This window comes from Butyricicoccus intestinisimiae (assembly GCF_018918345.1).
Taxonomy (GTDB): domain Bacteria; phylum Bacillota; class Clostridia; order Oscillospirales; family Butyricicoccaceae; genus Butyricicoccus_A; species Butyricicoccus_A intestinisimiae.
Genome location: NZ_JAHLQI010000001.1, coordinates 543,411 through 569,605 on the forward strand (window position 1 = coordinate 543,411; position 26,195 = coordinate 569,605).

Sequence of the window (26,195 nt, forward strand, 5' to 3'; positions counted from 1 at the left end):
TTTATACCAGCATAAAAAGGAGAATACATGATGAACAAGGTAAAAGTTGGCGTCGTAGGTTACGGTACCATTGGTCAGCGTCTGGCTGACGGTGTTGTCCGCATGGGAGATATGGAACTCGTCGGTGTTGCAAACCGCACACCAAATCTGGGCGTGCGTGCCCTCAAGGAAAAGGGCATGCCGTATGACCTGTATATGTCTGACCCGAAGTACGCAGATGCTTATGCAGAAGCCGGCATTCCGGTATGCGGCACCATGGAGGATCTCGCAGAAAAGTGTGACATTCTGCTCGATGCAACTCCGGCGGGCGTTGGCGCAGAAAACAAGAAGCTGTTTGAGCGCATGGGCAAGCCGTGCATCTTCCAGGGCGGCGAAAAGAACGACGTCGCTGACGTATTCTTCCACGGTTATGCAAACTACGAAAAGGGTCTGGATAAGCAGTTCCTCAAGCTGACTTCCTGCAATACCACCGGTTTGATTCGTGCCGTTGACTGCCTTGACCGCAACTGCGGCGGTATCGAGCGCGTAGCTATCACCATCATTCGCCGTGTTGCCGATCCGGGTGACTATCATCGCGGACTGACCAATGCACTGAAGATTGACAAGGCTCCTTCGCATCAGGCTGTGGATCTGATGACCATTATGCCGCACGTAGAAGCAACCGGCATTCTGGTTCACACGCCGGTAACACACGGTCACATCATTACCATTACCGCACAGGGCAAACAGAAAATCACCAAGGAACAGGCACTTGAGGCATTCAAGACCCATGACCGCATCCGCGTTGTTCGTATCGCAGACGGTTTCCTCGGCAATGCATCCATGTTCAAGTATGCACGTGACCTCGGCAACCCGCGCGGCGACATGTATGAAATCGGCCTGTGGGAAGAATCTATCGTAGAATACGGCGATCAGATTATGTTCGCGATCTATATCCCGCAGGAAGCTGTCACCATTCCGGAAACACTGGACGGTGTACGCGCCGCGCTGCACATGCAGGATACCATGGAAGAAGCAACCGCTAAGACGAATGAATATCTGGGGATGGCAAAATGGAAATAAAAATGAACGCCCTGCGCGGGCTTGATATTGTAGGCAAGAAAATCCTATTCCGTCCGGACATCAATTCTCCGATTGATCCGGTCACCAAGAAGATTGTCAACGAAAACCGTTTGAAGAAAAATGCCGTCACGCTGAAATATATGCTGGAAAACGGCGCCGCTGTCGCCCTGATTGCACATCAGGGTGACACGCAGGACTATCAAAACTTGATTCCGCTTGAAGAACACGCAGAAAAGCTGTCCGATCTGACCGGCTATCCGGTGCATTACATTGACGATGTCTGCGGTCCTGCCGCGATTGAAGCAGTCAAGAATCTGCCGGCCGGCGAGGCAATCATCCTCGGAAATTTGCGTTATCTCGGTGAAGAACTGTCTACATTCTCTAACTTTGTCAAGCTGAAGCCGGAAGAAATGGGAAATGTATGGCATATCCGCAAACTCTCTCCGCTGTTCGATTTATATGTCAACGACGCATTCTCTGCCGCGCACCGCGACGCTCCGTCTATGGTTGGATTCCCGCACTTCTTACCGGCAGCTGCTGGTTTCCAGTTCTTTGATGAATATGCCGCACTGGCATCCGTCAAGGACGGCGCACAGCATCCGTGTATGTTTGTGCTCGGCGGCGCAAAGATTTCCGATGCCTTTGGCATGATGGAATCTGTGCTCAAGAACGGTACAGCGGATAAAATCCTGACCACCGGTGTCACCGGTATCATCATGCACATCGCAAACGGTGTGACGTTTGGCGAACCGCAGATGAAGTTCCTGCGTGACCGAGACATGCTGAGTTTTGTAGACGCCGCAAAAAAATATCTGACCGAATATCCGGATCGCTTTGAACTGCCGCGTGATCTCGCATATAATAAGGACGGCGCGCGCGTGGAATGCACTATTGACAATCTGCCGCAGGATGCGCAGTTTATCGACATCGGTGCCCAGACAATCGCAGATTATCAGGCTCTGCTGGCATCCGCAAAGACCATTTTCGCCAATGGCCCTGCCGGCATCTATGAGCAGGACGGGTTCGACGTCGGTACACGCGGAATCTGGGGCGGCATTGCTGACAGCGACGCTTATTCCGTCATTGGCGGCGGTGACACCGTATCCAGCGCAACCAAGTTTATTGATCTGACAAAGATCAGCTACGTCTGCACCGCAGGCGGTGCCATGGTTCGTTTTATGAGCGGCAAGAAGCTTCCGCTGATTGCAGCCATGGAACAGGCTTACGAGCGACAGAAACTGTAAGCCGTACAAATTTTCGCCTATTCTCTATTCTTACTCTATTCCACATCTCCACAGTGCCTGCATCGGGCACTGTGGATAACATCAAGCAAAACGGCTATTCTCTCCACACCTCATGTACGAAGACACACTTTCTAATATTTACTTTCTCACATGCCGTTTTCTTTTCCCTGTGTTCTGCGATTTATAGGACACAGGGATTTTTTCTTCTTGACAGGAAAGCCATCGCCGTATACACTGTGAATATAGCCATCGCTGATGTTTGCTGCGGCTGCGGACGCCGTCCGTACCTGTAGCATCAATGCAGTAATCTTGGGCATTGTGTCCCTTGCGTACTGCAACAGAGCGATGGCTTTTTCTTTGTCCCAATAGAAAATGCAGTAGAGCGACTACCCCTTGCACAGAAATCATAAACATTCCAAATTGTAAAAACAGGAACAAAGATTCCGACAAGGATGAGAATGATTTTTTTGACATAGAATTCAGCAAGTGATATACTGTATTAAGAAGGAGGGGCTTTCGTTCCTTCCGGGTCGCTTGATTACTTGTCCTGTGGTGGGAAGAGTTCATCAGCGACCTTTTTAATTGTTTCGATAATCCCCTCAGCAATTACTGCTTTGAATTTCAATCCACGCACCCCATGCGGGGTGCGACTCAAATAAATCATATCGTTCCCCCAAAACAGGTATAAGAAAACCACGGTGCATGTGCATCGTGGTTTTGGTTAAAACTCCCGAAATTCAATAGAGATCGCGCCATTATTTATTTTCCATATTGCAAACAAAAACTTTACATGTGGAAATTTACTTTCCAGTTTTTCATTATTGATTGATGACTTCTTCCAAAACTTTTCAAACGCTGTTGCATTATCAAGAGGAACAAGCCAACCACTAAAATCTTCGCCTTCCATTTCAGTAGTTTCAAAATCTCGCCCTTCTCCTGCAAACCCAAAAAATACACAGCCGCTTCTACCAGCAGTATCTTGAACCAGTTGCCAGAAACGATTAAATTTTTGACTTTCTTGCGTTTTTAACCCGAGCATTTGTTACTCCTCCTTTCAGAATAGTTACAAATTCGCCAGAGGAACTTTCAACGACAATGTCATCTCCCTTTACATATTTCAATCCACGCACCCCATGCGGGGTGCGACTCACATACTTTGTCACAGCACTTTTCATTCAAAATTTCAATCCACGCACCCCGTGAAGGGTGCGGCAAACCAGTTTGGCATTCTATCTTTCCCTCACTTTTATTTTTATTATATCACACTCGCCTCCAATCCACTTTATTTTTTCATTTTATCCGTTATAATAAAAAGGAACAGAACTTTTTTAGAAAGAAAGGATGGATTCTCATGCAACCAACAGTTCAGGAATTGCTGTCATCCGCACAGGAAATCAAACAGGAAATTCTTGCAGACCGCCGAACCATTCATCAAAACCCGGAAGTCGGCACACATCTTCCTGCAACCAAGGCTTATGTGATGAAACGGCTTATCGAGTTGGGCTATGAACCGCAGGAACTATGTGAGAGCGGCATTGTCGCGACCATCACCGGAAAAGACACCGGACGCTGTATGCTTCTCCGTGCAGATATGGATGCTTTGCGCATACAGGAACAGACCGGCTTGCCTTTTCAATCCGAAAACGGTTCTATGCACGCCTGCGGACACGATATGCACACAGCGATGCTGTTGGGCGCAGCCAAGCTGCTTCGCAACTATCAAAAGCAGATAAATGGCACTGTCAAGCTGGTCTTTCAGCCGGATGAAGAAGGATTCACCGGTGCCAAATCCATGCTGCAGGCAGGTGTGTTAAACAATCCTAAGCCGCAAATCGGTTTGGCGCTGCATGTCAATTCCGGCACACCATCCGGTCTGATTCTGTGCGGACGCGGCACATTTATGGCAGGCTGTACGCTGTTTTGCATTGCCGTTCACGGCGTTGGCTGTCACGGTGCCATGCCGGAAACCGGCGTGGACCCGCTTAATATCGCCGCTCACATTTACCTGTCTCTGCAAGAGCTGATTAGCCGAGAAATTTCGGCAAAACAGCCTGCTGTCGTAACCATCGGACACATGCAGGGCGGACAGGCTCCCAATATCATCCCGCAGAGCGCCATCTTAGAAGGCACGATTCGCACCTTTGACCGAGACCTTACCGCGCGCATCATGCAGCGCATAGAGGCCATCGCCAAGTGCACCGCGCAAGCATTTCGCGGCAGTGCAGAGGTAACTGAACTTGCGTCCGCTCCCCCGCTTGTAAATGATCCGGATTTGGTCAACCAGATGGCAGATTTCGCCCAACAGCTTGTCGGCGAACAGGCCGTATATCGTTTGGATGAAGGCGGCATGGGCTCGGAAGATTTTGCCTCGTACACATACGAACTGCCGTGTGCGTATCTGCTCTTGGGCGCCGGTACACCAAATGAAAATCCGCTGTACGGCAAGCCCATGCACAATGAAAAAGTTGTGTTCAATGAGGATGTTCTCCCGCTGGGCGCAGCCCTGCACACATGGTGCGCGCTGAACTGGCTATCTCAGTAAATACAAAAAATCCGGCATTTCTGCCGGATTTTTTCGCATATCAAACGCTGAAACGTCTATCGCTGTTGTATGATTGCTTTATTCATACAGCGCATGATACAGTTTCAAAAACTTCTCATCGCGCTCCTTGGTTGCCTGCTGCGCTTTATCGCCAGAATAATCATAAAATCCCGCACCGCTTTTCACGCCGTATTCTCCGGCATCATAATGCTGCTTCATCAGCTCCGGCACGTCTCCGGAATTGCACAAATCCTTCATCAAATAGCTGCTGATGTGATAAAATGTGTCTAATCCACCAAAATCAGAAACTTCCAGCGGTCCCAAGCAGGCATATCGGAATCCAAGCCCGTATTTCATGACATCGTCAATGCCCTCCTTTGAAATCACACCACTCTGCACCAGATCCAGTGCTTCGCGCAAAACAGCAAACTGTAAGCGGTTCGCCACGAATCCCGGCACATCCCGATGAACGACAACCGGTTTCTTGTTGATTTTCAAGCTCAAATCATAAATCGTCTGTGCGGTATTATCGTCTGTCGCGTCACCTTTGATAATTTCAATGAGTGGAATCAGATGCGGCGGATTAAACCAGTGCATACCGATAAACCGATGCGCACCGCGCACAGACTGCGCCAAGATGTTAATGGACAGTCCTGAGGTATTGGTGGCAATGATCGTAGACGGTTTTACCACTTGTGAGATTTTTTCATAAAACGCCTGTTTGATCGGCAGGTTTTCCGCCAAATTTTCTACCACCAAGTCACAGGACGAAAAACAGTCCCACTCCGTTGTATACGAGAGTGCCCCGAGCAAGCGCTGTGCCTGTGTCTGCGTCATCGTCCCCACCTGCACCAAAGTCTGCACATTGTCCTGTATCCGCTGTTTCGCCTTGTTCAGCGTCACTTCTCGATGATTATATATCACAACGTTGTCGTAGTATCCCGCAAAAATCTGCGCCATAGAAGAACCCATCGTGCCGGCACCCGCCACAACAATTGATTGTATATTCATATCGTATTCCTCACTTTCTATGTGTATCGTATCACAAAATATCGGCACGCACAAGAAAAAAGCCTGCCTGCTCCCGAAGGAACAGGCAGGCTTTTTTAGGGAAAGGATTCACTTAATAGGAAAAGAATCATGTATTTCTAACAGATACCAGTATCTGTTAGAAGCTATCGTTAGGATGCCAGATTGTTCAGCATCACTGCAGTCTGTGCGCGTGTTGTGTTGCCGCGCGGGTTGAGCAGAAGCGTTCCGTCCGACTGCTTATCGCCGGAAATCACGTGATTCTGTACTGTCCAAGTGACAGCCGGTGTTGCCCAGCCGGAAACGGTATTGGCATCGACAAAGTCCAGTGTGCCGGATGCTGCCGGTGTGCCTGCTTCTGCATATAGGAACTGTGCCAGCTGCTCACGGGTAACTGCTTCGTTCGGTGCAAACTTCTTGTTGCCCATGCCGCTTGCTACGCCGTTTTCGGCAGCCCACTGAACAGCATCATAAAACCATGCGTCCTTGTCTACATCGGCAAATGCCTGTGTGTCGCTGTGTGCCGGTCTGCCTGCGCGGTTGTACAGAATCTGTGCAACCTGTGCGCGGGAAAGCTGTGCGTCCGGTGCAAAAATCTTATCCGACATGCCAAGCATCGTGCCTGCTTCCCGTGCTGCATATACAGCATCCGTGTACCAAGTATCAGCCGGCACGTCCGTGTAGTCACCGTCAAATACAGAACCGGTCAGGGTAACGCCTTCGGTTGCTCCGAATACGCTGCGCTGGGTCTTAGAACCGGTAAAATCACAGTTCTTAAAGGTCAGGTTCTTGCACTTAGACAGGCTGTCTGCTGCGGTGCTGCCGGTCATGCTGACATTTTCCATGGTCAGACCGTCAACATTGGTCATCTGGAAATTCTGTTCACTGCCGACAAAGCTGGAATTGCGAATGGTGAAATCGGAAATGTAGCAATCCGGTGTGCCCGGCTCTACGGTGCAGGAGCTTGCAATGCTGCTGACGTCAAAGCCATTGAGCTGCAGTGCGTACTTGCCGCCCTTGCCTGCTTCATCGGCTGCGTTGACGGATACATTTTCAAACAGCACATTCTTGAACTGCGGGATGTATGCCTTATAGTTGACGCCGAAAGCTTCCATGCGCTTGACTTCGTTCTTGATGTCATAGTTGAGATCAACCAGAATAACCGGCTTGGTGCTCTTTACCATCTTGACATGGTCGTTGCGATAGTACACATTTTCAATCGTGCCGCCGCGGATGTAGTTGGTCTTAAAGCGGTATGCTGCTTCCAGATCGTCACTGTTCATCTCGTTGCTCTCGGAGAAAATGTTCTTGACGCCAGCGGTAATTTCCGAACCGATGGTTACGCCGCCGTGGCCGTCAACAAATGTGTTGTTCTCCAGCACGATGTTAAAGCTCGGGCGGTTGATGCGCAGACCATCGCCGTTTCTGCCGGACTTGATTGCCATGCAGTCATCACCAACATCAATCGAGTTGTTGCGGATAACCATATTACTGGTGCATTCCGGATCACAGCCGTCGTTGTTGTGCAGATGGCTGTTGATAGAAACGCCGTCTACCAAAACGGTATCACACAGAACCGGATTGATTTCCCACATCGGAGAATTCTTAATAGAAACGCCTTCAATCAGGACATTCTGGCAGTTGTACGGCTGAATGAAGTTCGGACGAAGGAAGCCGTCATCTGCACCGCTCCACTCTTCGTGCTCGGACTCACCGTACTGGCGCTCAGCAACCGGAACATCGGTCTGACCCTGACCATACAGCTTGTTGACTGCCGCATTCTGTGCCTCGACGGTCGTGCCGTTTGCATAGGTGCGCTTTTTCTTCCACTGCTGCCATACCATGGTCTCCGGATGCTCGCCGTCGCCAACACTTGCCTGACCGTCCAACGTGCCTTCACCGGTCAGCGCGATGTTCTTCTTGCCGTATGCGTAAATCAGCGGAGAATAGTTCATCAGCTCTACGCTCTCAAAACGGGTCAGAGTCAAGCCCTGCTCGTCTACCGTGTCGCCATAAACTTCCTTCATCAGATCGCCGCAGTACAGGCTGGTATCCGTGGTGAACTTCAGCGTCGCATTCTTTTCAATGCACAGATTGACATTGTCTTCCAGATGAATCGGTGCGGTATAGAATACCTGACCGTCTGCCGCCGGAACGACAACTGTGCCGCCGCCGGCTTCGCTGACTGCCTTGATTGCTGCATAAATCGCCTTGGTGTTGGTCTTTGCCAGCTCCGCTTCTGCCTTTGCGTCTGCGTCAGACTTTTTGTATGTGCCTTCCACAATGTCAAAAACAGCGTGCGGCTGTGCGCCATAGTCCACGATGCTCACCTTGCGCTGTGCAAAGATGGCACGCATAGCTGCAACCGACGTGTCAACATGACTGCTGATTTTGTCTGCATACTGCCACGCTGTCGCAGAATCGGCAAATGCCGTTGTGTCATTCAGATTCAATCCGTCTGCCACCTGATAGGTCAGCAGAGAATCACTCTGGGTGTTGTCCGCAGCGAGTGCCGGAACTGCCATGCTGCCGGCCATAACCGCCATGCTCAGCACGCCTGCGATACACTTTCGAACGCTCGATGTGATATTCTTTTTCATAATTTTCTCTCCATCTCTGTCTCTTTTTACGGGCGGCAGACTCCTACCCCGCCGCCCGCCGGAAAAAAGAAGATAAATTGGGTTATCTTTGTACTCTGCCGGAGCCGTCACCGCCTGCCAGCTTTTCGACTTCTGCCACGGTCACACGGTTGTAGTCGCCTTCTACAGAATGCTTGAGTGCAGAAGCTGCAACAGCAAACTCTACAGCAGCCTGTGTGGACTTTCCGTTCATCAGCGCATAAATCAGACCGCCGCCAAAGCTGTCGCCGCCGCCAACGCGGTCGGTAATGCGCAGATGGTATTCCTTCGAGAAGCAATAGTTCTCTCCGTCATACAGCATTGCTGCCCAGTCGTTGTCGCTCGCCGAAATGGATGTGCGCAGCGTGATGGCAACCTTTTCAAAGCCAAACTTGTCAGCCAGCTGCTTTGCTACAGACTTATAGCCTTCCTTGTTGAGCTTGCCGCCGTAAATATCCGTGTTTTCTGCCTCAATGCCGAATACGTCCTTTGCATCCTCCTCGTTGGAGATGCAAACATCAACGTACTGGCACAGATCGGTCATTGCTGCACGTGCTTCGTCACGGGTCCACAGCTTACCGCGATAGTTCAGGTCGCAGGAAATCTTGACGCCGCGCTCCTTGGCTGCCTTGCACGCATCACGGCAGATTTCCACAACATTTGCACCCAGTGCCGGTGTGATGCCGGTAAAATGGAACCACTCTGCGCCGTCGAAGATTTCATCCCAGTTGAAATCAGAAGCAGATGCCTCCTGAATCGAAGAATGTGCGCGGTCATAAATGCATACAGAGCCGCGCTGCGAAGCACCTTTCTCCAAGAAATAGATGCCAACGCGGTCGCCGCCGCGGACAATCTTAGAGGTGTCTACGCCAAAGTAACGCAGGCTGTTTACAGCTGCCTGACCGATTGCATGCTCCGGCAGCTTGGTGACAAACGATACATCCATGCCGTAGTTTGCCAGCGATACAGCGACATTTGCTTCACCGCCGCCGAAGGTTGCCTGCATCTGATCATTCTGAAAAAAACGATAATATCCGTTTGGAGCAAGGCGAAGCATCAGTTCACCGAAAGTTACTACCTTAGCCATTATGCACGTGCCTCCTTTACAATTTCGCGGGACTGCTTGCACAGATCTGTGATTTCATCCCACTTCTGGTTGTCGATAAGCGTTGCAGATACCATGTAAGAACCGCCGCATGCCGCGATGATCGGGCTGCTCAGATATTCCTTCAGGTTCTTCAGGGACACGCCGCCGGTCGGCATAACCTTGAACTGCGGGAACGGAGCACTCATTGCCTTGATCTTTGCCAGACCGCCGGACTGCTCAGCCGGGAAGAATTTCAGCACTTCCAGACCATACTTCAGTGCGGTGTGGTAATCGGACGGTGTCGTGCAGCCCGGATAAATTGCAATCTTCTTTTCCTGCGCGTACTTCACCAGATCTTCATCCATACCCGGCGTTACAATGAACTGTGCGCCGGCTTCGATGGCTTCATCAATCTGTGCCGCGGTGGTTACCGTGCCTGCGCCGACAATCATGTCCGGACAGGTTTCCTTCATCACCTTGATGGCGAGCGGTGCACCTGCTGCGCGGAACGTCACTTCTGCTACCGGTACGCCGCCTGCGCACAGTGCCTTTGCCAGCGGCGCCGCATCGCGCTCCGGATTATTCAGCTTGATAACAGGTACAACACCAATCTCGGAAATTGCTTGATTCATTGTATTCATTTGATATAACCTCCAAATCATCATACACGTGAACCTCCGTGAAATCGAGAAAAAATCGTTTTCTCCACACCGGCCGTCCCACTCATAGCCGGTGCGGTTGGACTTTTACTCACTTGGTCTCTAACGGAAATTCAAAGTAATTTACAGCATTGTTATACGAAATACCCTTGACGATTGCGCCAAGCTTGTTCATGTTCTTCGGATACTCACCGTTTTCTACCCAGCTGCCCAAAAGCTCGCACAGAATGCGGCGGAAGTACTCATGTCTCGGATAAGACAGGAAGCTTCTCGAATCGGTCAGCATACCGATAAAGTTGCCCAGCAGACCCAGATTTGCAAGAGAAGTCATCTGCTTCATCATGCCGGTCTTGTTGTCATTGAACCACCAAGCACTGCCCTGCTGAATCTTGCCAACGGCATCTGAATTCTGGAAGCAGCCCAGGATCGTGCCGATTGCCTCATCATCGTTCGGGTTCAAGCTGTAAATAATGGTCTTTGGCAGCTTGCCTGTCTCATTCAGTGCATTCAGGAAATCTGCGGTCTGGCTGGACGGTGCATAGTTGTTGATGCAGTCATAGCCGGTATCCGGACCCAGCTTGTTGTACATGCCGGTGTTGTTGTCGCGCTTACAGCCGTAATGCAGCTGCATTGCCCAGCCGAGGCGCGCGTACTCTGCGCCGACTGCCAGCATAAACGCCGTCTTGAACTTCAGCTCGTCCTCACGGGTGATGGTCTCGCCCGCCAGACGCTTGGAGAAGATCGCTTCAATTTCCTCCTCGCTTGCCGGAACATACATGACATATTCCAATGCATGATCGGATGCACGGCAGCCCATGGAATCAAAGAATGCCATGCGCTTGCACAGTGCTTCCTTTAGATCCGCAAACGAAGCAATCTTCATTTCGGCAGCTTCACCCAGCGTTGCCAGATAATCGAGATATTCCGGCTTTTCCAGATTCATTGCCTTGTCCGGACGCCATGCCGGCAGAACCTTTACATCAAAGCTGTCATCTGCCGCGATGACCTTGTGCCACTTGAGATCATCCGCCGGATCGTCCGTCGTACAAATCAGCGTAACGCCGGACTGACGAATCAGATTGCGCACACTCATTTCCGGCTGCTTCAGCTTCTCATTGCACAGATTCCAAACTTCTTCTGCCGTATCTGCGCCGAGCACACCGTGATAGCCAAAGTAACGCTGCAGCTCCAGATGACTCCAATGGAACAGCGGGTTGCCGATTGCCTTGTCCAGAGTTTCTGCCCATTTCTGGAACTTTTCTCTGTCAGAAGCGCCGCCGGTGATGTAGTATTCGTCTACGCCGTTGGAACGCATCTGACGCCACTTGTAGTGGTCACCACCCAGCCAAACCTGGGTGATGTTTTCAAACTGTCTGTCCTCCGCAATTTCCTGCGGGTTGATATGGCAGTGATAGTCTAAAATCGGTGTTTTCTCTGCATAAGTATGAAACAGTTCCTGCGCCGTTTCCGTGCTCAGCAGAAATTCAGAATCCATAAATGCTTTCATTGTTTATAATCGTCCTTTCTTTTATACGTAACCCATCAAGCTCGGCAGCCACAGAGACAGCTGCGGGATGTAGGTAACAAGCAGAAGTACAATGAAGATTGCTGCGAAATAAACCAGCAGCTGACGGATGACCGTCTCGATTTTGACGCCGCCGACCTTTACGCCAACGAACAGCGTCGTGCCAACCGGCGGGGTGATGGTGCCAATGCAAAGGTTGAAGATCATCATGATGCCGAAATGGATCATGTTCATGCCCAGTGCTTCGCAGATCGGCAGGAAGATCGGGGTGAAAATCAGAACTGCCGGAGTCATGTCCATAAAGGTACCAACAACCAACAGAATGATGTTGATGAGCAGGAGGATGACAATTTTGCTGCTGCTGATTGCCAGCATGCCAGCGGAAACTGCTTCCGGAATGTTGGTGAACGCCATAACCCAAGACATGATGCCAGATACACCAATCAGGAAGATGATGATGCCGGTCATTTCTGCACTCTCGATGAAAATCTTCGGCAGATCCTTGAGCTTAATCGACTTGTAGAATACCAGAGAGAGAATCAGGCTGTATACCACAGCAACGACAGAACCTTCGGTTGCGGTGAATACGCCGGCGATGATGCCGCCAATTACAATGATAATCAGCAGCAGGCACGGGAGCGCCTGAAGGAAAATCTTAAATGCCTCAGCAGCCGTGTACTTTGCGGTGCTGCGATAGCCGCGCTTCTTTGCCATGAAGTATACCACTGCCATACAAGCGAGACCCCACAGAATGCCCGGGATGTAGCCTGCCATGAACAGTGCTGCAACCGATGCGCCGCCGGATACCAGAGAGAAGGTAATCATAACGTTGCTCGGCGGAATCAGCAGACCCGTCGGAGCGGTTGCTACGTTTACTGCTGCGGAGAAGCTCGGGTCGTAGCCCTCTTCCTTCTCGATCGGGCCGATGATTGAGCCCATTGCGGATGCTGCGGCGGTACCGGAACCGGAAATTGCGCCGAACAGCATGTTTGCCAGAACATTGGTCTGTGCCAAAGCGCCCGGCGTGCGGCCGGTGATAACCTTAGCGAGATTGATAATACGGATGGCGATGCCGCCCTTGTTCATAATGTTGCCCGCTAGAATAAAGAATGGAATCGCAAGCAGGCTAAAGACGGAAATGCCGGAAAAGATTCGCTGTGCACCGGTCAAAACTGCAACATCAAAGTCCATGATAGGCAGGATGGCACATACGGAGGAAACGCCAAGTGCAACGGCGATCGGTACGCCGGCAATCAGCATGATAATCAGCGTGATTAAAATAATCAAGCCGCATAAAATAGCAGTACTCATTGTTTATTTCTCCTTTCTATGTGTCACTCTTTGACTTCGCGGGTTTCCCGCTCCGTGCCGTGCCACAGGTCAATGATATTCAGAATACCATAGACGAAAATCAGGACGCCGGAAATCGGCAGAATCGCATAAACGATGCCCATCGGGATGCCCAGAGAAGCCGTGCTCTGGGTCATTGTCAGCTTCATGATGGATACACCGCCGAAAATCATGATACAGCCTACCATTGCCATAACAAGCAGTTCAATGACGATTTCCAGTACTTTTCTCGGTGTTCCCTCAATCTTGTCTGCGAGGAAGCCCATGCGCATGTGGTCGCGCTTGCCGAATACATAAGCAGCCGCAAGCAGTGCCATCCAGGTAAAACTGTATGTCAGCAGCTCTTCGGAAACGGTACTCGGGCTGTTGAAAAAGTAGCGTGTTACGATCTGATACGTGCCAACGCATACCATGAAGGCGAAAACAATACCACACGCATAGCTCAGGACGGTGTCAATGCCCTTTCGAATTGATGTAAGCGCTTTCATTTAATCGTCACCTTTCCCCTCATATTTTGCGTTGAACGTCTGGATGTGCTCATACAGATCCTTGATGTCCGGATTGTCTGCCAGCATTTCCTTCTGTACGTCCTTGACAGCTTCCTTGAACGGCTGTACATCAACGTCTACAAAGGTAACGCCCATATCTTCCTGTGCAATCTTCTTTGCCTGCTCTACCTGCTTGCTCCACTCTTCACGCTCTACCTCGGTGGACAGTGCAGCAGCTTCCTTAAATACCTTCATCTCGTCGTCGGACAGAGAATTCAGGAACTTCAGGTTGCCAACCAACACGTCCGGCACCATCTGATGACGGTTGTAGGAGTAGTACTTGGCTACTTCGCCGTGCTTGTTGTTGGTCAGTGCCAGCTCGTTGTTCTCTGCGCCGTCGATAACGCCCTGCTGAATGGCGGTGTATACTTCGCCGAAGCTCATCGGAGAAGCAGCTGCGCCGAAGGCATTCGCCATCTTGATGCTTGCCGGGCTTTCTTGTACGCGGATCTTCAGACCCTTCAGGTCTGCCGGTGTCTCGATCTTCTTCTTTGCGTAGAAGCTGCGGGAACCAACATCGTACCAAGTCAGGACACGGAAGCCGGCTTCATCGGTGGATTCATATATCTTGTCCATATAATCGGTATCCATCATCGCTGCATGATACGCTTCCTCGGAAGTGAACAGATACGGCATGCTGAATACTTCATATACATCAGCGAAATTTTCAAGGTTTGGGGTGCCAACCAGTGTAAAGTCAATGGCACCGGTCTGTGTCAGCTCGATTGCTTTTTTCTGCGAACCGAGCAGTTCGTTCGGATAAATCTGAACCTCATATTTATCTCCGAGGTTCTCTTCTACATACTCTTTAAACTTCAGAAGTCCCAGATGCTCCGGATGTGTTTCTGACTGAGAGTGTGCAATTCGAATAATCTTTTTCCCATCTCCCACGGAGCTGCAGCCTGTGAGTGCAAGACAGCTTACGCTGAACATGCACAGGCACAGCACGAGGGCAATCCATTTTTTCATACGTCTCATTTGGCGGATTTCTCCTTCCCATTTTTACAAAAGCTTAAAAATCTGTGGTTTCCCTTCGAACCAGAAAACCATTGGCGTATACTTTGCTGCGTATCTCTCGATTTTTTAAGCGAAGCATCATAGAATCAATGATAATCTTGCAAAGGCGTTCGCCACGGCTGTCGACAGTGGATAATTCCGGGTCACAGCAGACAGAGAGCTCAGAATTGTTGTATCCAATGATACTGATGTCGCGCGGTACGGACAAGTTGCGCTTTTTTGCGTACTTGAGCGCGCCGATTGCCAGACCGTCTTCTGTTGCAAAGACTGCGTCAAACATCAAATCATTTCGCGAAAGAAGCAAATCACGGACGCGATCAATCCGGTTTTCTGCATATACGCACAACTTTTCGTTTACCGGCATGCCGGCATCACGAAGTGCCTGTTGATATCCTTTCAGCTTTTGATTGGCACTGTACGAATGCGAATCACTCAGAAACAGAATGTCTTCTTTTCCTGTTTGAATCAGCTCCGTCACTGCCATGTGTGCCGCTTGGAAATCATTGCACAAGGCGCAATAAATATTTTCTCCGCGGATACAGCCATTCATCATAAAGACCGGCACCTGCTTTGCCGCTTCCCGAATGTACTCTACCTTCTCGGAATCCTCATCATCCTCTGCATAGCTGGAACCGATGAGCACCAGTGCGTCAATTCTCTTCTGAAGAATGGAATTGACGGCGACCCGCCGCTCTTCGTCATCATAGCCGCTGCAGTACAGGATGCAGTCATAACCGTACTCCTTGAGGTTTTGCTCCAAATAAGCGACCGCCCTCGCCATATAGGCATCTGCCACGTTCGGGCACATGAGTCCGACCGTTTTCATAGAGTCCAAACCCAAGCCCCGCGCGAATACATTCGGTGTGTAGTTGTTTTCCTCCATCACCTTGCGTACACGCCGCTTGGTCTTTTCACTGACCATTGGACTGTCGTTTACCACTCTTGATACAGTAGCAATGGAAACGCCTGCGAGTTCTGCGATATCGTAAATATTCATTGTCAAAACCTCCGGAAATCGTTATGTAAGCTCTTACAACATCAAGTTTACACGGTTTGGTCACACATGGCAATGCACGTTTTTGCCAATAACATTCGGATTTTTTTGTATGCATTTCACAAAAACCATATTCCAAAAGAGAAATTTCAAAAAACGGGTTGACATTTTCCGGCAGCAAGCGTATCTTGAATGTAAGCTCTTACAAAACCGGAATTCGCAGACACACAACCCACATTTCGAAGAAACCGTAACTTTTCTAAAACGTTTATATCCCATACATATTATATACTGTTTTTGCAGTCTACGGCTTTCTCAGCAAAGAGGAGAGATACTCATCTTGAAAACATATTTAAAAATCCATCCGGATGACCTCGTTGCCGTCGCGCTGGCTCCGCTTTCTGCCGGAACCGTTGTCGAGATTCAAGACCAGACGGTAACATTAAAAGAGGACATCCCGCAGGGACACAAATTCGCACTTGCCGATATCCGTGCCGGAAAGCCTGTTATCAAGTATGGTTCTCCAATCGGAGTTGCAAAAGAGGACATCCCATGCGGTGCATGGGTACACACACACAATATAAAGACAGGTCTGGGGGATCTTCTTACGTACACCTACGAGTCAAACGGCATGCCGGTGACCCCGACGAATGAACTGTATTTTCAGGGCTATCGTCGCGCGGACGGCAAGGTTGGTGTTCGCAACGAGATCTGGATTATTCCGACGGTCGGCTGCGTGAACAATGTTGCCGGCGCCATTGAGCGCCGCGCACAGGCACTGAAGACCGACAACATCGACAGCATCGCCGCCTTCCCGCATCCGTATGGCTGCTCTCAGATGGGCGACGATCAGGAAAACACCAGAAAGATTCTCGCAGATTTGATTCAGCATCCGAACGCCGGCGGCGTACTTGTCTTGGGTCTCGGCTGTGAAAACAGCAACATCGACGTACTCAAGCCGTACATCGGCGACTATGATGAAAAGCGCGTCAAGTTCCTCGTCTGTCAGGAGTCTGAGGACGAAGTGGAAGATGCACTCAAGCTCATCGAGGAGCTGGTTCAGTATGCAGACGGCTTCACGCGTGAACCGATCAGCTGCAGCGAACTGGTGATCGGCATGAAGTGCGGCGGTTCGGACGGTCTGTCCGGCATCACTGCCAATCCGACTGTCGGCGGCTTTTCCGACCTGCTCATCTCCAAGGGCGGCACCACCATCCTGACCGAAGTGCCGGAAATGTTCGGCGCAGAGACCATTCTGATGAATCGCTGTGAAAATGAAAAGATTTTTTCCGAAACCGTCGATCTCATCAACGATTTCAAGAACTATTTCAAGCGTCACGACCAGACAATCTACGAGAATCCATCTCCCGGCAATAAAAAGGGCGGCATCTCCACACTGGAGGACAAGTCCTTGGGCTGCACACAGAAGTCTGGCAGTGCACCGGTTGTAGACGTTCTGCCGTATGGCGAGCGGGTAAAGACGCACGGTCTCAATCTGCTCAGCGCACCAGGCAACGACTTGGTTGCTTCTACTGCACTGGCTGCTGCCGGCGCGCACATCGTATTGTTCACTACAGGCCGCGGCACCCCATTCGCCTCCCCTGTTCCGACTATGAAAATCTCCAGTAACTCCGCGCTGGCATCCAAGAAAAACAACTGGATTGACTTTAACTGCGGCGTGCTGACAGAGGACACAACGTTGGAGCAGCTCAGTGAACAGCTGTTTGACTATGTATTGGAAGTTGCTTCCGGCAGTCCGGTAAAATCCGAACAGGCTGGATTCCACGACATGGCAATCTTTAAGCAGGGCGTTACTCTGTAAAAAAGTAGTAAGAAAAATAGAAAGAGAGGAAATTATTATGAACCATCTGTCTTATGAGACTTTAAAGCAATCTGGATATGACGGATATGTGCTGAAAGATGCACCGGAACGCATTTTGCAGTTCGGCGAAGGCAATTTCATGCGTGCATTCGTAGATTACTTCATTGATATGATGAACGAACACGCAGGCTTCAACTCCAAAGTTGTTCTGGTGCAGCCGATTGCCACCCCACCGGGAGCATTTGATCTGGCAAAGGTCATCAACGATCAGGACGGTCTGTACACGCTGTATCTCCGCGGCTTTGAGAACGGCGAAGAAATTAACCAGAAGCGCGTCATTTCCTGCGTGAGCCGCTGCCTGAACAGCTATGCGGATTATGAGGCTGTTATGGCATGTGCGGATAATCCGGAGCTGCGTTTCATCACCTGCAACACCACCGAGGCCGGTATCGCTTATGATGAATCCTGCCAGTTCACCGAAACGCCTCCGTCCACCTATCCGGCCAAGCTGACGCAGTTCCTGTATCGCCGCTTCCAGAAGTTCGGCACGCAGCCGGGCAAGGGATTTATCATCCTCGCCTGCGAGCTGATTGACGATAACGGCAAGGAACTGGAAAAGTGCGTTCTGCGCTACGCTCGTCAGTGGAATCTGGGCGACGATTTCATCGCATGGATTGAAAAGGAAAACACCTTCTGCTCCACGCTGGTAGACCGCATCGTAACTGGTTATCCGCGTGCAGAAGCTGACAAGATTAACGAAGAAAACGGCTATATCGATCAGGTTCTGGACACCGGCGAAATCTTTGGCTTCTGGGTCATCGAGGGTCCGCAGTCCATTCATGACGAAATCCCGTTTGCAAAAGCTGGTCTGCCGGTTCTGATTACCGACAACCACAAGCCATACAAGCAGCGCAAGGTTCGCATCCTCAACGGTGCACATACTTCCATGGTACTCGGTGCGTACTTGGCTGGTCAGGACATTGTCCGCGACTGCATGCACGATGATGTCATCTGTGGTTTTATGAACAAGACCATCTATGACGAAATCATTCCGACACTGACTCTGCCGGAAGATGAATTGAAGGACTTTGCACACGCTGTTACCGAGCGTTTCAAGAACCCGTTTATTGACCATGCTCTGCTGGCAATCTCGCTGAATTCCACATCCAAGTGGAAGGCTCGCGTCATGCCGTCCTTCCTCGGTTATGTAAAGAACACAGGCACCCTGCCGAAGTGCATCACCGCTTCGTTTGCCTTCTACATTGCTTTCTATCATGGTTCCCGCCTGGAAAACGAGGGTCTGATCGGCAAGCGTGCCAAGGGCAATGAGTATACCATCAAGGATGACCAGAGCATTCTGGAATTCTATGAGGCACACAAGGATGACAACAACGCAGCACTGGCACACGCTGTCATGACCAACACCGATTTCTGGGGTCAGGATCTGACAGAAGTTCCAGGCTTCGAGCAGGCTGTTGTTGCTTACCTTGACGAGATTGATGCCAAGGGAACCTACGAAGTGATGAAGGAACTGCTGTAATCATCCGTTCTCTGACCGTCACACTTCTCACAATTTCACTCAATTTTACTAATACCTACCTTATTTTTTAACTTTCCTCATTGAGCCCCATGCGGTCGATTTTCTTTCCTCCGGCCGCATGGGGAACACACCAAACCGGTATTATTCATATCTTACAGATACCATCTATTTTTCATTTTCCTTATTGTATTTCTACCGTGCGAGCGGATTCCTTTCCCCGTTCGCACGGCGGAAATACCACAAGGTATGCATCCAATTTTCACTATACCTACCTTATTTTTTAACTCTCCTTATTGAGCCCCATGCGGCTGACTTCCTTTCTCCGGCCGCATGGGGGAACACACATCAAATTGCTAACATCCATATCTAATTCTCTTATTCAAAAGTCCGCAGCCATATTCTCCTTTGGCTGCGGACTTTGTTATATGCTATTTTATTGTTCTTCCGGATCAAGCAAATCTGCTTCCCACTCCGTGCGAATGCGCTGATACAAACTGTTCCAGCTCTGGGACTCGCGGATATTGGATATTTTAATTTTATCCTGTTTATCGGTAATCGTCCATGCACGGAATACTTTTGGCGGTTTGAGGTACAAGGCGGTTTCTTTGGTGCGTTTTGATGTAATCGGCAGCGTTTTCACGGAAGTCTTGTGCGCATATGGATAAAACACAATGCCATCCGCTTGATATTGTCCTGACTCTATGCCGCAAAAGGCGACCGCATGCGGTTCCAATGCAGCTTTATTTTCTTCCACACACAGATCAACCGCCTGCATCAACGCGTTCTCTTGCTGCCGTGCTCCGCGTAAAATCTCCTGCGTCTGCTCTCCCTCCAAATTCCAAGAAAAGGATTTTTCCGAGGCGAAATAAGCTGCATAATCCGAAGTCTGGAACATCTTGACAAGCACTGCAATCAGCTCCGGCAGATAATACCAAATGTGTCGCTGTGCGGCGTCAAATGCCATGCCCAGAAAATGCAGTTTTTTTGTCTTTTCATCCCGTTCCACGCGCGCCAAGATGTTTTTTTCTTTCAAACACAGAAAAAATATATCGTTTTCTCCGCCGTGGCAATCGGCTCGCGTCAGCAGCTCGCGCAGTCCTGCACGCTCTTTATCCTGCATCCAAATAATTTCAGATTTGGAATCAAAGCGGAAGAAGCTTCCTTCTGCTTGCTTGGTCATGGTGCTTCCCTCCATCCCTGTTCTTCCATATAATCGCGCAGCGTCTGCGCAGCCTGCTGCATTTTTTTGACCGGATATCCGTTTTGCGTCATCGCAATGTATTCACTGCGCACCATGCTCTGCTTTCCATGCTTGCAGTCTACTGCTTCCATCCACGCCTGTCTTTCCGTCTTTTCGATATGACAGATAATCTTATACTCCTGCTGCCTCTGTGCCGGCTGCCAGACCGTTCTCCCGTGATATGTCAGCGGCTGTGCGAGCTGGATGCCGTTTTGTCCGATTGTAAAGCAGCAAATGGTATCTGATTTTGCAATCATATCGCGCGGCGATACGATTCCGGACAAGGTATCCGGCACAAAATCCATGACAGACTGTATCGCTTGTTCCGGTGTCAGCATGGCAACGTGTTCATCCTGTATAACCTGTGTGTACCAGCTGTCCGGCTTATTCCACAGTCCTGTCGCAAGCGTGATTACAGTTTCCCATTCTCTGCGCATGTCGGCACACGAACCGTACAAGCCCTCTGCGCACCGAATATCTCTGCCGTACTGATCCTGCTGTCCTGTCAGCAAAATGCGGAACAGCAGCACATCCTTTGCCGTCACGACAGCATAGACGGTTGGATTGATGCTGCCATTTTGTGCTTCCAATCGCTTTTGACGAAAGCACTGCATGGCCTGCTCTGACATCTGCGGAAGCGGCGCCATGTTTCGGTAGTCCGAAAACTTTGTTCGGCTGTTAAACACCGTATACCATTTCATAGATTCGCGTCCCTTCTCTCACAAGTGAAACCATGATTTGACCTTGGATTTGACATCACGCATCGTGGTAATCAAATCGTCTTGATTGCGCAACTCCGGCGCGTTTTCATATGAACGCTCAAAAAACGGATTGGAGCGTTCGTGCAGAATATAGCTGCCATTGGGTGCATTGAGCAGGTGTTCAAGATGATCCTGCAAATACTGCGCGGTTTCCCGATACAGCTTCCATTTGGCTTCCTGTTCCTTGCGGCTGATTTTGTCCACAGCGGCGCGCTGTTCCCGATTGAGCTCCTCTGTTCTGTGTGTTTCTGCGCTGTCATCTATTTTATTCGTCGCGCGGTACTGTAATTCAGACATTAAGCCGTACAAAAACGCCAAATCAAATCCATACGGCTGCATGCCGCAATTGGGATCAAGTGAGGACTCATATCTGCCAAAATCCTCCCGCCGCGTATAGGAATTTCCATTGCCGCAGGCAGACGTCGGCACAATGGCGAACGGCCAATTGTTTTGCTCACACACGCGCACAATGGGGCTAAATACCGTTGCGGCACGCGCCATCAATCCTTGGAAATCATCTGCCGCAAGTTGTTCCGGTATCAAATTGGAATCACATTTTGTCAGCATCAGAATGACCGTGCGCTGCCGCCGCGTAAATTCGCTGTCTTCGGTTTCCACATAGCTCATGAAAATATCGTCAATATCTCTGGCAAGCGCTTCCTCAATCTTGTCCAACGAGCCATTCGGCCCAGCCTGTTCGGAAAGAATGTTGGCATCTGCCAGCAGCATCAAAACATCCGAGCTTAAAATTGCGTTCATGAGATTTTCTGCATTCATTCTGCGCTCATAGTCGACATCATCGCGCATACCGCTCGCGATGGTCTTTACAATGCCGCCCGCATAGTCGCGGATTGGCGCGTTCAAAATCGGCCATGTCGGCAGTCCCTGCCGATAGCCGACACACAGCGCAAGCGGCAGCTCCCACACGCCTTCTGTGCCGGAGCAGGTAAACTGATCCCGCGTTTCCGGCGCATAATTGCGAATGAAATGTGTATTTTGCAGCTTTTCCTGTACGGTTTTTCCGGTTGCTGTCAAGTAGACCTTGTGATCGGATTTATCTCGCTCCATCATATAAAAAAGCGATTTGCATGCGTGCGTCTTACCTGTACCGGACAGACCCAGCATCGTAAATGTAATACTGCTCATTGTTTATCCCCTTTGCGTTGTCACGTTCTATGCTGTGCGAGAAAATTCACGTTATATTTCTCCACATCAGAAAAGTTTGCCTGTGCCTCCGCTGTAGTCGATACAGTAGGATGATACCAGCTTTTTTGCAGGAAATATTCCTGTATTGAAGGATTGGAGGCAAAATCATAGCCATTTTTCGCATAAATTTCGTTGATTGCCAGCTGAATGGTTTCTTGATCCATTCCCGCAACATCTTTTTCTGTCAGCCTGCGGACGCCGGACGCAGGCAAAACATACCGTTTGCTTCCCAATTGCAAGCTGGGCAGTTCCGGCAAATCAGGCAAATCCGGCATCAGCTCCTTCCAGTAGGCTTGTACGCCGGGCAGTCCGTCGGATACATCGTATCCATAGGCAAGCTGTGCTGCGCCGAGTTTCTGATTCCAATTGCTGATGCGCGGCACAGCCTGTAATCCAATCGACAGCGCAACCGCCGCGATGACGCACAACAGAACATGCAGATTGCGCCGATTTTTCTGTTTGCGCAGCGGCACATCATATGTTGTGACAATCAAATCGCCGCTAACAAGATTGCGATAGGTTCTAACCTTTTTCTCTCGGTCATCCCGCATCAGCATGACATTTTCCGTATCATCCAGCAGCATCTGCGAAAAATTTTCCGGCGCAATGGCAAAGCGTTCCCACAAAATATCTTTGCGTTTCCAGCTTCCAAAATTCTGATATGCCTTGTACAGCATCAGATACAGCAGGATAACAAACAGCCACGAACCATACGTTTGCACCAGAGCATAAATCCAGTGATATTTGATTCCCAGCCAAGCAATGCCGTCAAAGCAAAGCGCCGCAATTCCCAAAGAGGCACAGAGGCGCACCACATGCGCCAGCAGTTTTCTTATATATGTTGACCCCACGGAATACCAAATTCTCCTTTCTGCTTCTTTTACCCCGAGTTTTATGTGAGAATTGTCGTTTTTATTGTATCACGGCACTATAATATTGTCTATGGTTCTAATTCTGAAAAAAGCGTGAACTTTCTGTCATCAAATCGTAATATGCAACGACTTCTGTTTCCATCGTGTGCATTTTTTAATCTTTTCGGTTTTTCCGCTGCGCATATATCTATTGCGCGGATTGTGTGCTATAATAAACGAATGTTCGATTTGATTGTACGAAAGGAGCGCCGTTTTATGAAAGAGCGTCAACGATTGTTCGGCCGCATCAACGGCATTTTTGTCATGCTGTGTGTCCCGCTCAGCATCGCGCTTGCTGTATATTATTTATTTACTGTCAATCTACCGCACTGTCTGCTGTCTCTGCTGACTGTATTTTGGCTGACAGTTCCCTATTTGATTGGGCGCATCCATCCGTTTCGCCCGAGTCATTTGATGCTGTTCGCGTATTACGTTCTCATTCTGACTGCTTATATTTTGGGTCAGGTATTGTCCTGCAACATCCGTTATCCAATTTACAACCTTCTTGTGCACGGCTACGGCGGCTTGTTTTTCTGTCTGCTGGCGACTGCTATTTTCTGTTTTCACACCCAGACACGATACGGCGCAGTCAAGTATTTCTTTTGTTTGACGTTTTGCATCTGCTTTTCTCTTGCGGTCTTTGTTCTCTTGGAGCTTGGACAAATTTTCTGCTTTGCATATATCGCGCACACGCAGTATGTTTTGCAGACCTTTTTGCTGCATGTCTTATTTTGGCTTCTCGGCATTGCCGGATTCGTTATCCTGACGGCATGCAAGCGATTCAAACAAATTCATACCTATCCATTGTATACATACGAAGATTTTTGCGTGCTCAACATCAAATCCTCCGTTGAAATTGTTTCGCGGCGCTGACAGCACAAAGCCCAACCATTGACAGAAAATGGTTGGGCTTTTTTGTTTACCACTGTTCCTTTGGATATTGCAGCTTCCAATCCTTTCGCAGTTTGGTCATGATGTCCATGACGTCCTTGGAATACGGCAGCTGCATCGCGGAAGCATCTGCGTTTTGCACGGCGTCCTCCATATCCGTCATTTCATAATAGAGTGCCTGTCTGCTTTCTCCGCAGGTGATTTCCGTTCGCTTGCCGGTCTCTGCATCAACAAATACCGCCCGATCCGCTCTTGGAAATTCCATGATTTCAATATAGCCTGTTTCACAGCTAATCATGGCGCGTTTGGGCTGCTTGGAATGCATCGACAATGCAACGGCTGCCATTTGACCGGATGGATTTTGCAGCAAAATCGCTGCCTGTTCGTCAGAGCCGGTCGGGGATGATTTCCACTGACTGATGATTTGATTTGGCTGTTCGTCCATAAAGCTGCGCACGACAGACAGCGCATACACGCCGATATCCAGCATCGCACCGCCAGCCAGATTCAAATTGAAAAAGCGATTTTCCATGTTGTATTCTTTGAAGCTGCCAAAGTTTACTGTAATCATTTGGACTTTTCCAAATTCTCCGCCGCGAACCATATCCCACAGCTTTTTGTACAGCGGCATATGCCAAATTGTCATCGCTTCTGCCAAAATCAAATGATTTTGCTCGGCAAGCTGTATCATTTCATCCAGTTCTCGGCTGTTCAGCGTGATAGACTTTTCCACAAGCAGATGCTTGCCATGTTCCAGTGCCTGTTTCATAAACGCATAATGTGTGTTGTGCGGGCTGGTGATATAAATAATATCTACCTGTTCATCCGTGAACATGTCATCTATGCAGTCGTAAACCTTGTGGACACCGTATGTTTCAGCGAATTTCACGGCTTTTTCATGCGTGCGATTGCCGACGGCATACAGGGATTTTCCCATTTTTTGCAATGCTTGCGCCATCTCATTGGCAATGACGCCTATTCCGAGAACAGCCCAATTGAGAGAGTGATTCATAAACAGTTCTCCTTTTGATGATCTATTTCTGCAAGTTTGCGGCGAACAGTGCGGCGCCGATAGCACCGGCATATCGATTGAGCGGGGAAGTATAAACCGTTCGTTTTAATTTTTCTCCCAGTGCTCGTTGAATGTATTCGCACTCACACAGACCGCCAGTTAGGCAGACCATATTGGTTCCAAGTTCTAATTTGGCGCATTGTCCGGCGACTTTATCAACAATAGAATCGACAATGCCATATGCGATATTTTCCTTCGATTCACCTTTTCCAATCAAGCTAATCACTTCGGATTCTGCAAATACTGTACACATAGAACTAATTGTTATACCGCTTCCGCGTTCTGCGAGTGCACATAAATCGTTAGGGCGAAGGGAGAGAGAATTTGCCATAACCTCTAAAAATCGCCCTGTGCCAGCGGAACATTTATCATTCATAATAAAATGCTCGACTCTGCCATCTTGTGTGAGAATTACTTTTGTGTCTTGCCCGCCAATATCAATGACGACTAGATTATCATTGTGATGCAGCCAGACCGCACCTTTGGCATGACAGCTGATTTCTGTCACCGTCTTATCTGCATACGAAACAGAATTTCGTCCATATCCTGTGGCAACCCAAGGACTTGTTTTTCCATCAAAGCCTTGCGCCTGTACAAGATCGAGCATTTCTTGTGCGATTTCTATGCTGCTCCAACCGGTTGGTTTGACAGCATGATATACTAATTCTTGATTGGTATCTAATACAGCGACCTTGGCACTGGTAGAACCAATATCAATTCCGATAGAATACTGCATCTCTTTCTCCTAGCAAAAACGATTTCTTTTTGGATTGATTTGATTTTCCAAAGGAACAATGGCGTGATACGCAGCATGATTTTTTTCTATGCATTGCTTGGCGCGTTCTAAATCTTCCGGTTTTAATAAGATAGACATGCCGCAGCCCAATTCTCCTTGTATGCATCTGGGAGCAGGCGAGATGCGAGACGGGATATTTTCTGCCCGCAGATAGCTTTGCAGCTCCATACCTTGCGTGTAGTTTTCAAACAGAATATAATAATTAATCTGTTTTTGTTTTTCCATAATCATTCGTTCCTTATAGATGGGATTGACCTGCCATTTCTGACAGGTCAATAGAG

The 26,195-nt window shown here is 49.3% G+C and carries 25 protein-coding genes; 6 read left to right on the top strand and 19 right to left on the bottom strand.

Translation table 11 applies throughout. The annotated features are described in order from the left end of the window. Positions 1-30 precede the first annotated feature (30 nt). Together KQI75_RS02775 and KQI75_RS02780 are read left to right on the top strand one after the other, a co-directional pair. Positions 31-1,062 carry a type II glyceraldehyde-3-phosphate dehydrogenase gene (locus KQI75_RS02775; protein ID WP_216469150.1) on the top strand — a complete coding sequence of 344 codons (1,032 nt, stop codon included), beginning with the start codon at positions 31-33 and terminating at the stop codon, positions 1,060-1,062. Beyond that, positions 1,053-2,306, top strand: coding sequence for a phosphoglycerate kinase (locus KQI75_RS02780; protein ID WP_216469151.1), 1,254 nt, complete (start codon positions 1,053-1,055; stop codon positions 2,304-2,306). Before KQI75_RS02775 ends, KQI75_RS02780 begins: the two co-directional genes overlap by 10 nt. A gap of 146 nt (positions 2,307-2,452) precedes the next feature. Here the strand turns inward: KQI75_RS02780 and KQI75_RS02785 are convergent, their stop codons facing one another. The 3 genes from KQI75_RS02785 to KQI75_RS02790 all read right to left on the bottom strand — a co-directional run bounded on the left by KQI75_RS02785 (position 2,453) and on the right by KQI75_RS02790 (position 3,345). Beyond that, entirely contained in the window at positions 2,453-2,623 is a 171-nt protein-coding gene (locus tag KQI75_RS02785) for a hypothetical protein (RefSeq protein ID WP_216469152.1), read from the bottom strand. Positions 2,624-2,844: 221 nt separating this feature from the next. Continuing rightward, positions 2,845-2,970 carry a hypothetical protein gene (locus KQI75_RS13685; protein ID WP_281416169.1) on the bottom strand — a complete coding sequence of 42 codons (126 nt, stop codon included), beginning with the start codon at positions 2,968-2,970 and terminating at the stop codon, positions 2,845-2,847. A gap of 57 nt (positions 2,971-3,027) precedes the next feature. After that, on the bottom strand, positions 3,028-3,345 hold the full coding sequence (locus KQI75_RS02790) for a hypothetical protein (protein ID WP_216469153.1): 318 nt from the start codon (positions 3,343-3,345) through the stop codon (positions 3,028-3,030). Between the two features lie 312 nt (positions 3,346-3,657). On the opposite strand from KQI75_RS02790, the gene KQI75_RS02795 reads away from it, so the two are divergent. Continuing rightward, positions 3,658-4,848, top strand: coding sequence for a M20 metallopeptidase family protein (locus tag KQI75_RS02795; RefSeq protein ID WP_216469154.1), 1,191 nt, complete (start codon positions 3,658-3,660; stop codon positions 4,846-4,848). A 78-nt stretch (positions 4,849-4,926) separates the two neighbouring features. On the opposite strand, the gene KQI75_RS02800 is transcribed toward KQI75_RS02795, so the two are convergent. The 9 genes from KQI75_RS02800 to KQI75_RS02840 all read right to left on the bottom strand — a co-directional run bounded on the left by KQI75_RS02800 (position 4,927) and on the right by KQI75_RS02840 (position 15,678). Further along, complete coding sequence (locus tag KQI75_RS02800; RefSeq protein WP_216469155.1) at positions 4,927-5,859, bottom strand: 3-hydroxyacyl-CoA dehydrogenase family protein; 933 nt, start codon at positions 5,857-5,859, stop codon at positions 4,927-4,929. Positions 5,860-6,029: 170 nt separating this feature from the next. Beyond that, a complete protein-coding gene (locus KQI75_RS02805; protein ID WP_216469156.1) occupies positions 6,030-8,477 on the bottom strand; it encodes an S-layer homology domain-containing protein in 2,448 nt (815 codons plus the stop codon). A gap of 82 nt (positions 8,478-8,559) precedes the next feature. Further along, complete coding sequence (locus KQI75_RS02810; RefSeq protein WP_216469157.1) at positions 8,560-9,582, bottom strand: sugar kinase; 1,023 nt, start codon at positions 9,580-9,582, stop codon at positions 8,560-8,562. Beyond that, positions 9,582-10,223: a bifunctional 4-hydroxy-2-oxoglutarate aldolase/2-dehydro-3-deoxy-phosphogluconate aldolase gene (gene eda / locus KQI75_RS02815; protein ID WP_216469158.1), complete on the bottom strand. Its 642-nt coding sequence runs from the start codon at positions 10,221-10,223 to the stop codon at positions 9,582-9,584. Before eda ends, KQI75_RS02810 begins: the two co-directional genes overlap by 1 nt. Before the next feature lie 109 nt (positions 10,224-10,332). Further along, entirely contained in the window at positions 10,333-11,748 is a 1,416-nt protein-coding gene (uxaC, locus tag KQI75_RS02820; RefSeq protein WP_216469159.1) for a glucuronate isomerase, read from the bottom strand. A gap of 21 nt (positions 11,749-11,769) precedes the next feature. Beyond that, on the bottom strand, positions 11,770-13,077 hold the full coding sequence (locus tag KQI75_RS02825; protein ID WP_216469160.1) for a TRAP transporter large permease: 1,308 nt from the start codon (positions 13,075-13,077) through the stop codon (positions 11,770-11,772). Between the two features lie 23 nt (positions 13,078-13,100). Continuing rightward, positions 13,101-13,604: a TRAP transporter small permease gene (locus KQI75_RS02830; protein WP_216469161.1), complete on the bottom strand. Its 504-nt coding sequence runs from the start codon at positions 13,602-13,604 to the stop codon at positions 13,101-13,103. Next, positions 13,605-14,642: a TRAP transporter substrate-binding protein gene (locus KQI75_RS02835; protein ID WP_216469162.1), complete on the bottom strand. Its 1,038-nt coding sequence runs from the start codon at positions 14,640-14,642 to the stop codon at positions 13,605-13,607. Between the two features lie 34 nt (positions 14,643-14,676). Beyond that, positions 14,677-15,678 carry a LacI family DNA-binding transcriptional regulator gene (locus KQI75_RS02840; protein WP_216469163.1) on the bottom strand — a complete coding sequence of 334 codons (1,002 nt, stop codon included), beginning with the start codon at positions 15,676-15,678 and terminating at the stop codon, positions 14,677-14,679. Positions 15,679-16,015: 337 nt separating this feature from the next. Here KQI75_RS02840 and KQI75_RS02845 point away from each other — a divergent pair, with 337 nt between their 5' ends. Both KQI75_RS02845 and KQI75_RS02850 read left to right on the top strand, forming a co-directional pair. Then, entirely contained in the window at positions 16,016-17,497 is a 1,482-nt protein-coding gene (locus KQI75_RS02845) for a UxaA family hydrolase (RefSeq protein ID WP_246566317.1), read from the top strand. A 37-nt stretch (positions 17,498-17,534) separates the two neighbouring features. Further along, positions 17,535-19,037 carry a tagaturonate reductase gene (locus KQI75_RS02850; RefSeq protein ID WP_216469165.1) on the top strand — a complete coding sequence of 501 codons (1,503 nt, stop codon included), beginning with the start codon at positions 17,535-17,537 and terminating at the stop codon, positions 19,035-19,037. A 433-nt stretch (positions 19,038-19,470) separates the two neighbouring features. On the opposite strand, the gene KQI75_RS02855 is transcribed toward KQI75_RS02850, so the two are convergent. From KQI75_RS02855 to KQI75_RS13755, 4 genes are read right to left on the bottom strand one after another with little or no spacing between them, the layout of a single operon-like run. Beyond that, the gene (locus tag KQI75_RS02855; protein ID WP_216469166.1) at positions 19,471-20,217 is read right to left on the bottom strand and encodes a hypothetical protein; all 747 of its coding nucleotides are present in this window, start codon (positions 20,215-20,217) and stop codon (positions 19,471-19,473) included. Next, a complete protein-coding gene (locus KQI75_RS02860; protein ID WP_216469167.1) occupies positions 20,214-20,978 on the bottom strand; it encodes a hypothetical protein in 765 nt (254 codons plus the stop codon). The genes KQI75_RS02855 and KQI75_RS02860 overlap by 4 nt, the downstream gene beginning before the upstream one ends. Positions 20,979-20,996: 18 nt before the next feature. Further along, entirely contained in the window at positions 20,997-22,184 is a 1,188-nt protein-coding gene (locus KQI75_RS02865; RefSeq protein WP_216469168.1) for a hypothetical protein, read from the bottom strand. Positions 22,185-22,204: 20 nt separating this feature from the next. Continuing rightward, the gene (locus KQI75_RS13755) at positions 22,205-23,095 is read right to left on the bottom strand and encodes a YARHG domain-containing protein (protein WP_216469169.1); all 891 of its coding nucleotides are present in this window, start codon (positions 23,093-23,095) and stop codon (positions 22,205-22,207) included. A 276-nt stretch (positions 23,096-23,371) separates the two neighbouring features. Between KQI75_RS13755 and KQI75_RS02875 the strand changes: the two genes are divergently transcribed. Beyond that, positions 23,372-24,028: a hypothetical protein gene (locus KQI75_RS02875; protein ID WP_216469170.1), complete on the top strand. Its 657-nt coding sequence runs from the start codon at positions 23,372-23,374 to the stop codon at positions 24,026-24,028. A gap of 46 nt (positions 24,029-24,074) precedes the next feature. Here the strand turns inward: KQI75_RS02875 and KQI75_RS02880 are convergent, their stop codons facing one another. The 3 genes from KQI75_RS02880 to KQI75_RS02890 are packed head-to-tail and all read right to left on the bottom strand — an operon-like array spanning position 24,075 to position 26,139. After that, the gene (locus KQI75_RS02880) at positions 24,075-25,058 is read right to left on the bottom strand and encodes a Gfo/Idh/MocA family protein (protein ID WP_216469171.1); all 984 of its coding nucleotides are present in this window, start codon (positions 25,056-25,058) and stop codon (positions 24,075-24,077) included. Between the two features lie 22 nt (positions 25,059-25,080). Continuing rightward, positions 25,081-25,854: an acyl-CoA dehydratase activase gene (locus tag KQI75_RS02885; RefSeq protein WP_216469172.1), complete on the bottom strand. Its 774-nt coding sequence runs from the start codon at positions 25,852-25,854 to the stop codon at positions 25,081-25,083. A gap of 9 nt (positions 25,855-25,863) precedes the next feature. Next, positions 25,864-26,139: a DUF3343 domain-containing protein gene (locus KQI75_RS02890; RefSeq protein WP_216469173.1), complete on the bottom strand. Its 276-nt coding sequence runs from the start codon at positions 26,137-26,139 to the stop codon at positions 25,864-25,866. Positions 26,140-26,195: the final 56 nt, after the last annotated feature.

Coding starts and splice junctions, on each gene's coding strand:
- KQI75_RS02775 (WP_216469150.1), top strand. CDS start 31: ATGAACAAGGTAAAAGTTGGCGTCGTAGGTTACGGTACCATTGGTCAG.
- KQI75_RS02780 (WP_216469151.1), top strand. CDS start 1,053: ATGGAAATAAAAATGAACGCCCTGCGCGGGCTTGATATTGTAGGCAAG.
- KQI75_RS02785 (WP_216469152.1), bottom strand. CDS start 2,623: ATGCCCAAGATTACTGCATTGATGCTACAGGTACGGACGGCGTCCGCA.
- KQI75_RS13685 (WP_281416169.1), bottom strand. CDS start 2,970: ATGATTTATTTGAGTCGCACCCCGCATGGGGTGCGTGGATTGAAATTC.
- KQI75_RS02790 (WP_216469153.1), bottom strand. CDS start 3,345: ATGCTCGGGTTAAAAACGCAAGAAAGTCAAAAATTTAATCGTTTCTGG.
- KQI75_RS02795 (WP_216469154.1), top strand. CDS start 3,658: ATGCAACCAACAGTTCAGGAATTGCTGTCATCCGCACAGGAAATCAAA.
- KQI75_RS02800 (WP_216469155.1), bottom strand. CDS start 5,859: ATGAATATACAATCAATTGTTGTGGCGGGTGCCGGCACGATGGGTTCT.
- KQI75_RS02805 (WP_216469156.1), bottom strand. CDS start 8,477: ATGAAAAAGAATATCACATCGAGCGTTCGAAAGTGTATCGCAGGCGTG.
- KQI75_RS02810 (WP_216469157.1), bottom strand. CDS start 9,582: ATGGCTAAGGTAGTAACTTTCGGTGAACTGATGCTTCGCCTTGCTCCA.
- eda (WP_216469158.1), bottom strand. CDS start 10,223: ATGAATACAATGAATCAAGCAATTTCCGAGATTGGTGTTGTACCTGTT.
- uxaC (WP_216469159.1), bottom strand. CDS start 11,748: ATGAAAGCATTTATGGATTCTGAATTTCTGCTGAGCACGGAAACGGCG.
- KQI75_RS02825 (WP_216469160.1), bottom strand. CDS start 13,077: ATGAGTACTGCTATTTTATGCGGCTTGATTATTTTAATCACGCTGATT.
- KQI75_RS02830 (WP_216469161.1), bottom strand. CDS start 13,604: ATGAAAGCGCTTACATCAATTCGAAAGGGCATTGACACCGTCCTGAGC.
- KQI75_RS02835 (WP_216469162.1), bottom strand. CDS start 14,642: ATGAGACGTATGAAAAAATGGATTGCCCTCGTGCTGTGCCTGTGCATG.
- KQI75_RS02840 (WP_216469163.1), bottom strand. CDS start 15,678: ATGAATATTTACGATATCGCAGAACTCGCAGGCGTTTCCATTGCTACT.
- KQI75_RS02850 (WP_216469165.1), top strand. CDS start 17,535: ATGAACCATCTGTCTTATGAGACTTTAAAGCAATCTGGATATGACGGA.
- KQI75_RS02855 (WP_216469166.1), bottom strand. CDS start 20,217: ATGACCAAGCAAGCAGAAGGAAGCTTCTTCCGCTTTGATTCCAAATCT.
- KQI75_RS02860 (WP_216469167.1), bottom strand. CDS start 20,978: ATGAAATGGTATACGGTGTTTAACAGCCGAACAAAGTTTTCGGACTAC.
- KQI75_RS02865 (WP_216469168.1), bottom strand. CDS start 22,184: ATGAGCAGTATTACATTTACGATGCTGGGTCTGTCCGGTACAGGTAAG.
- KQI75_RS02875 (WP_216469170.1), top strand. CDS start 23,372: ATGAAAGAGCGTCAACGATTGTTCGGCCGCATCAACGGCATTTTTGTC.
- KQI75_RS02880 (WP_216469171.1), bottom strand. CDS start 25,058: ATGAATCACTCTCTCAATTGGGCTGTTCTCGGAATAGGCGTCATTGCC.
- KQI75_RS02885 (WP_216469172.1), bottom strand. CDS start 25,854: ATGCAGTATTCTATCGGAATTGATATTGGTTCTACCAGTGCCAAGGTC.
- KQI75_RS02890 (WP_216469173.1), bottom strand. CDS start 26,139: ATGGAAAAACAAAAACAGATTAATTATTATATTCTGTTTGAAAACTAC.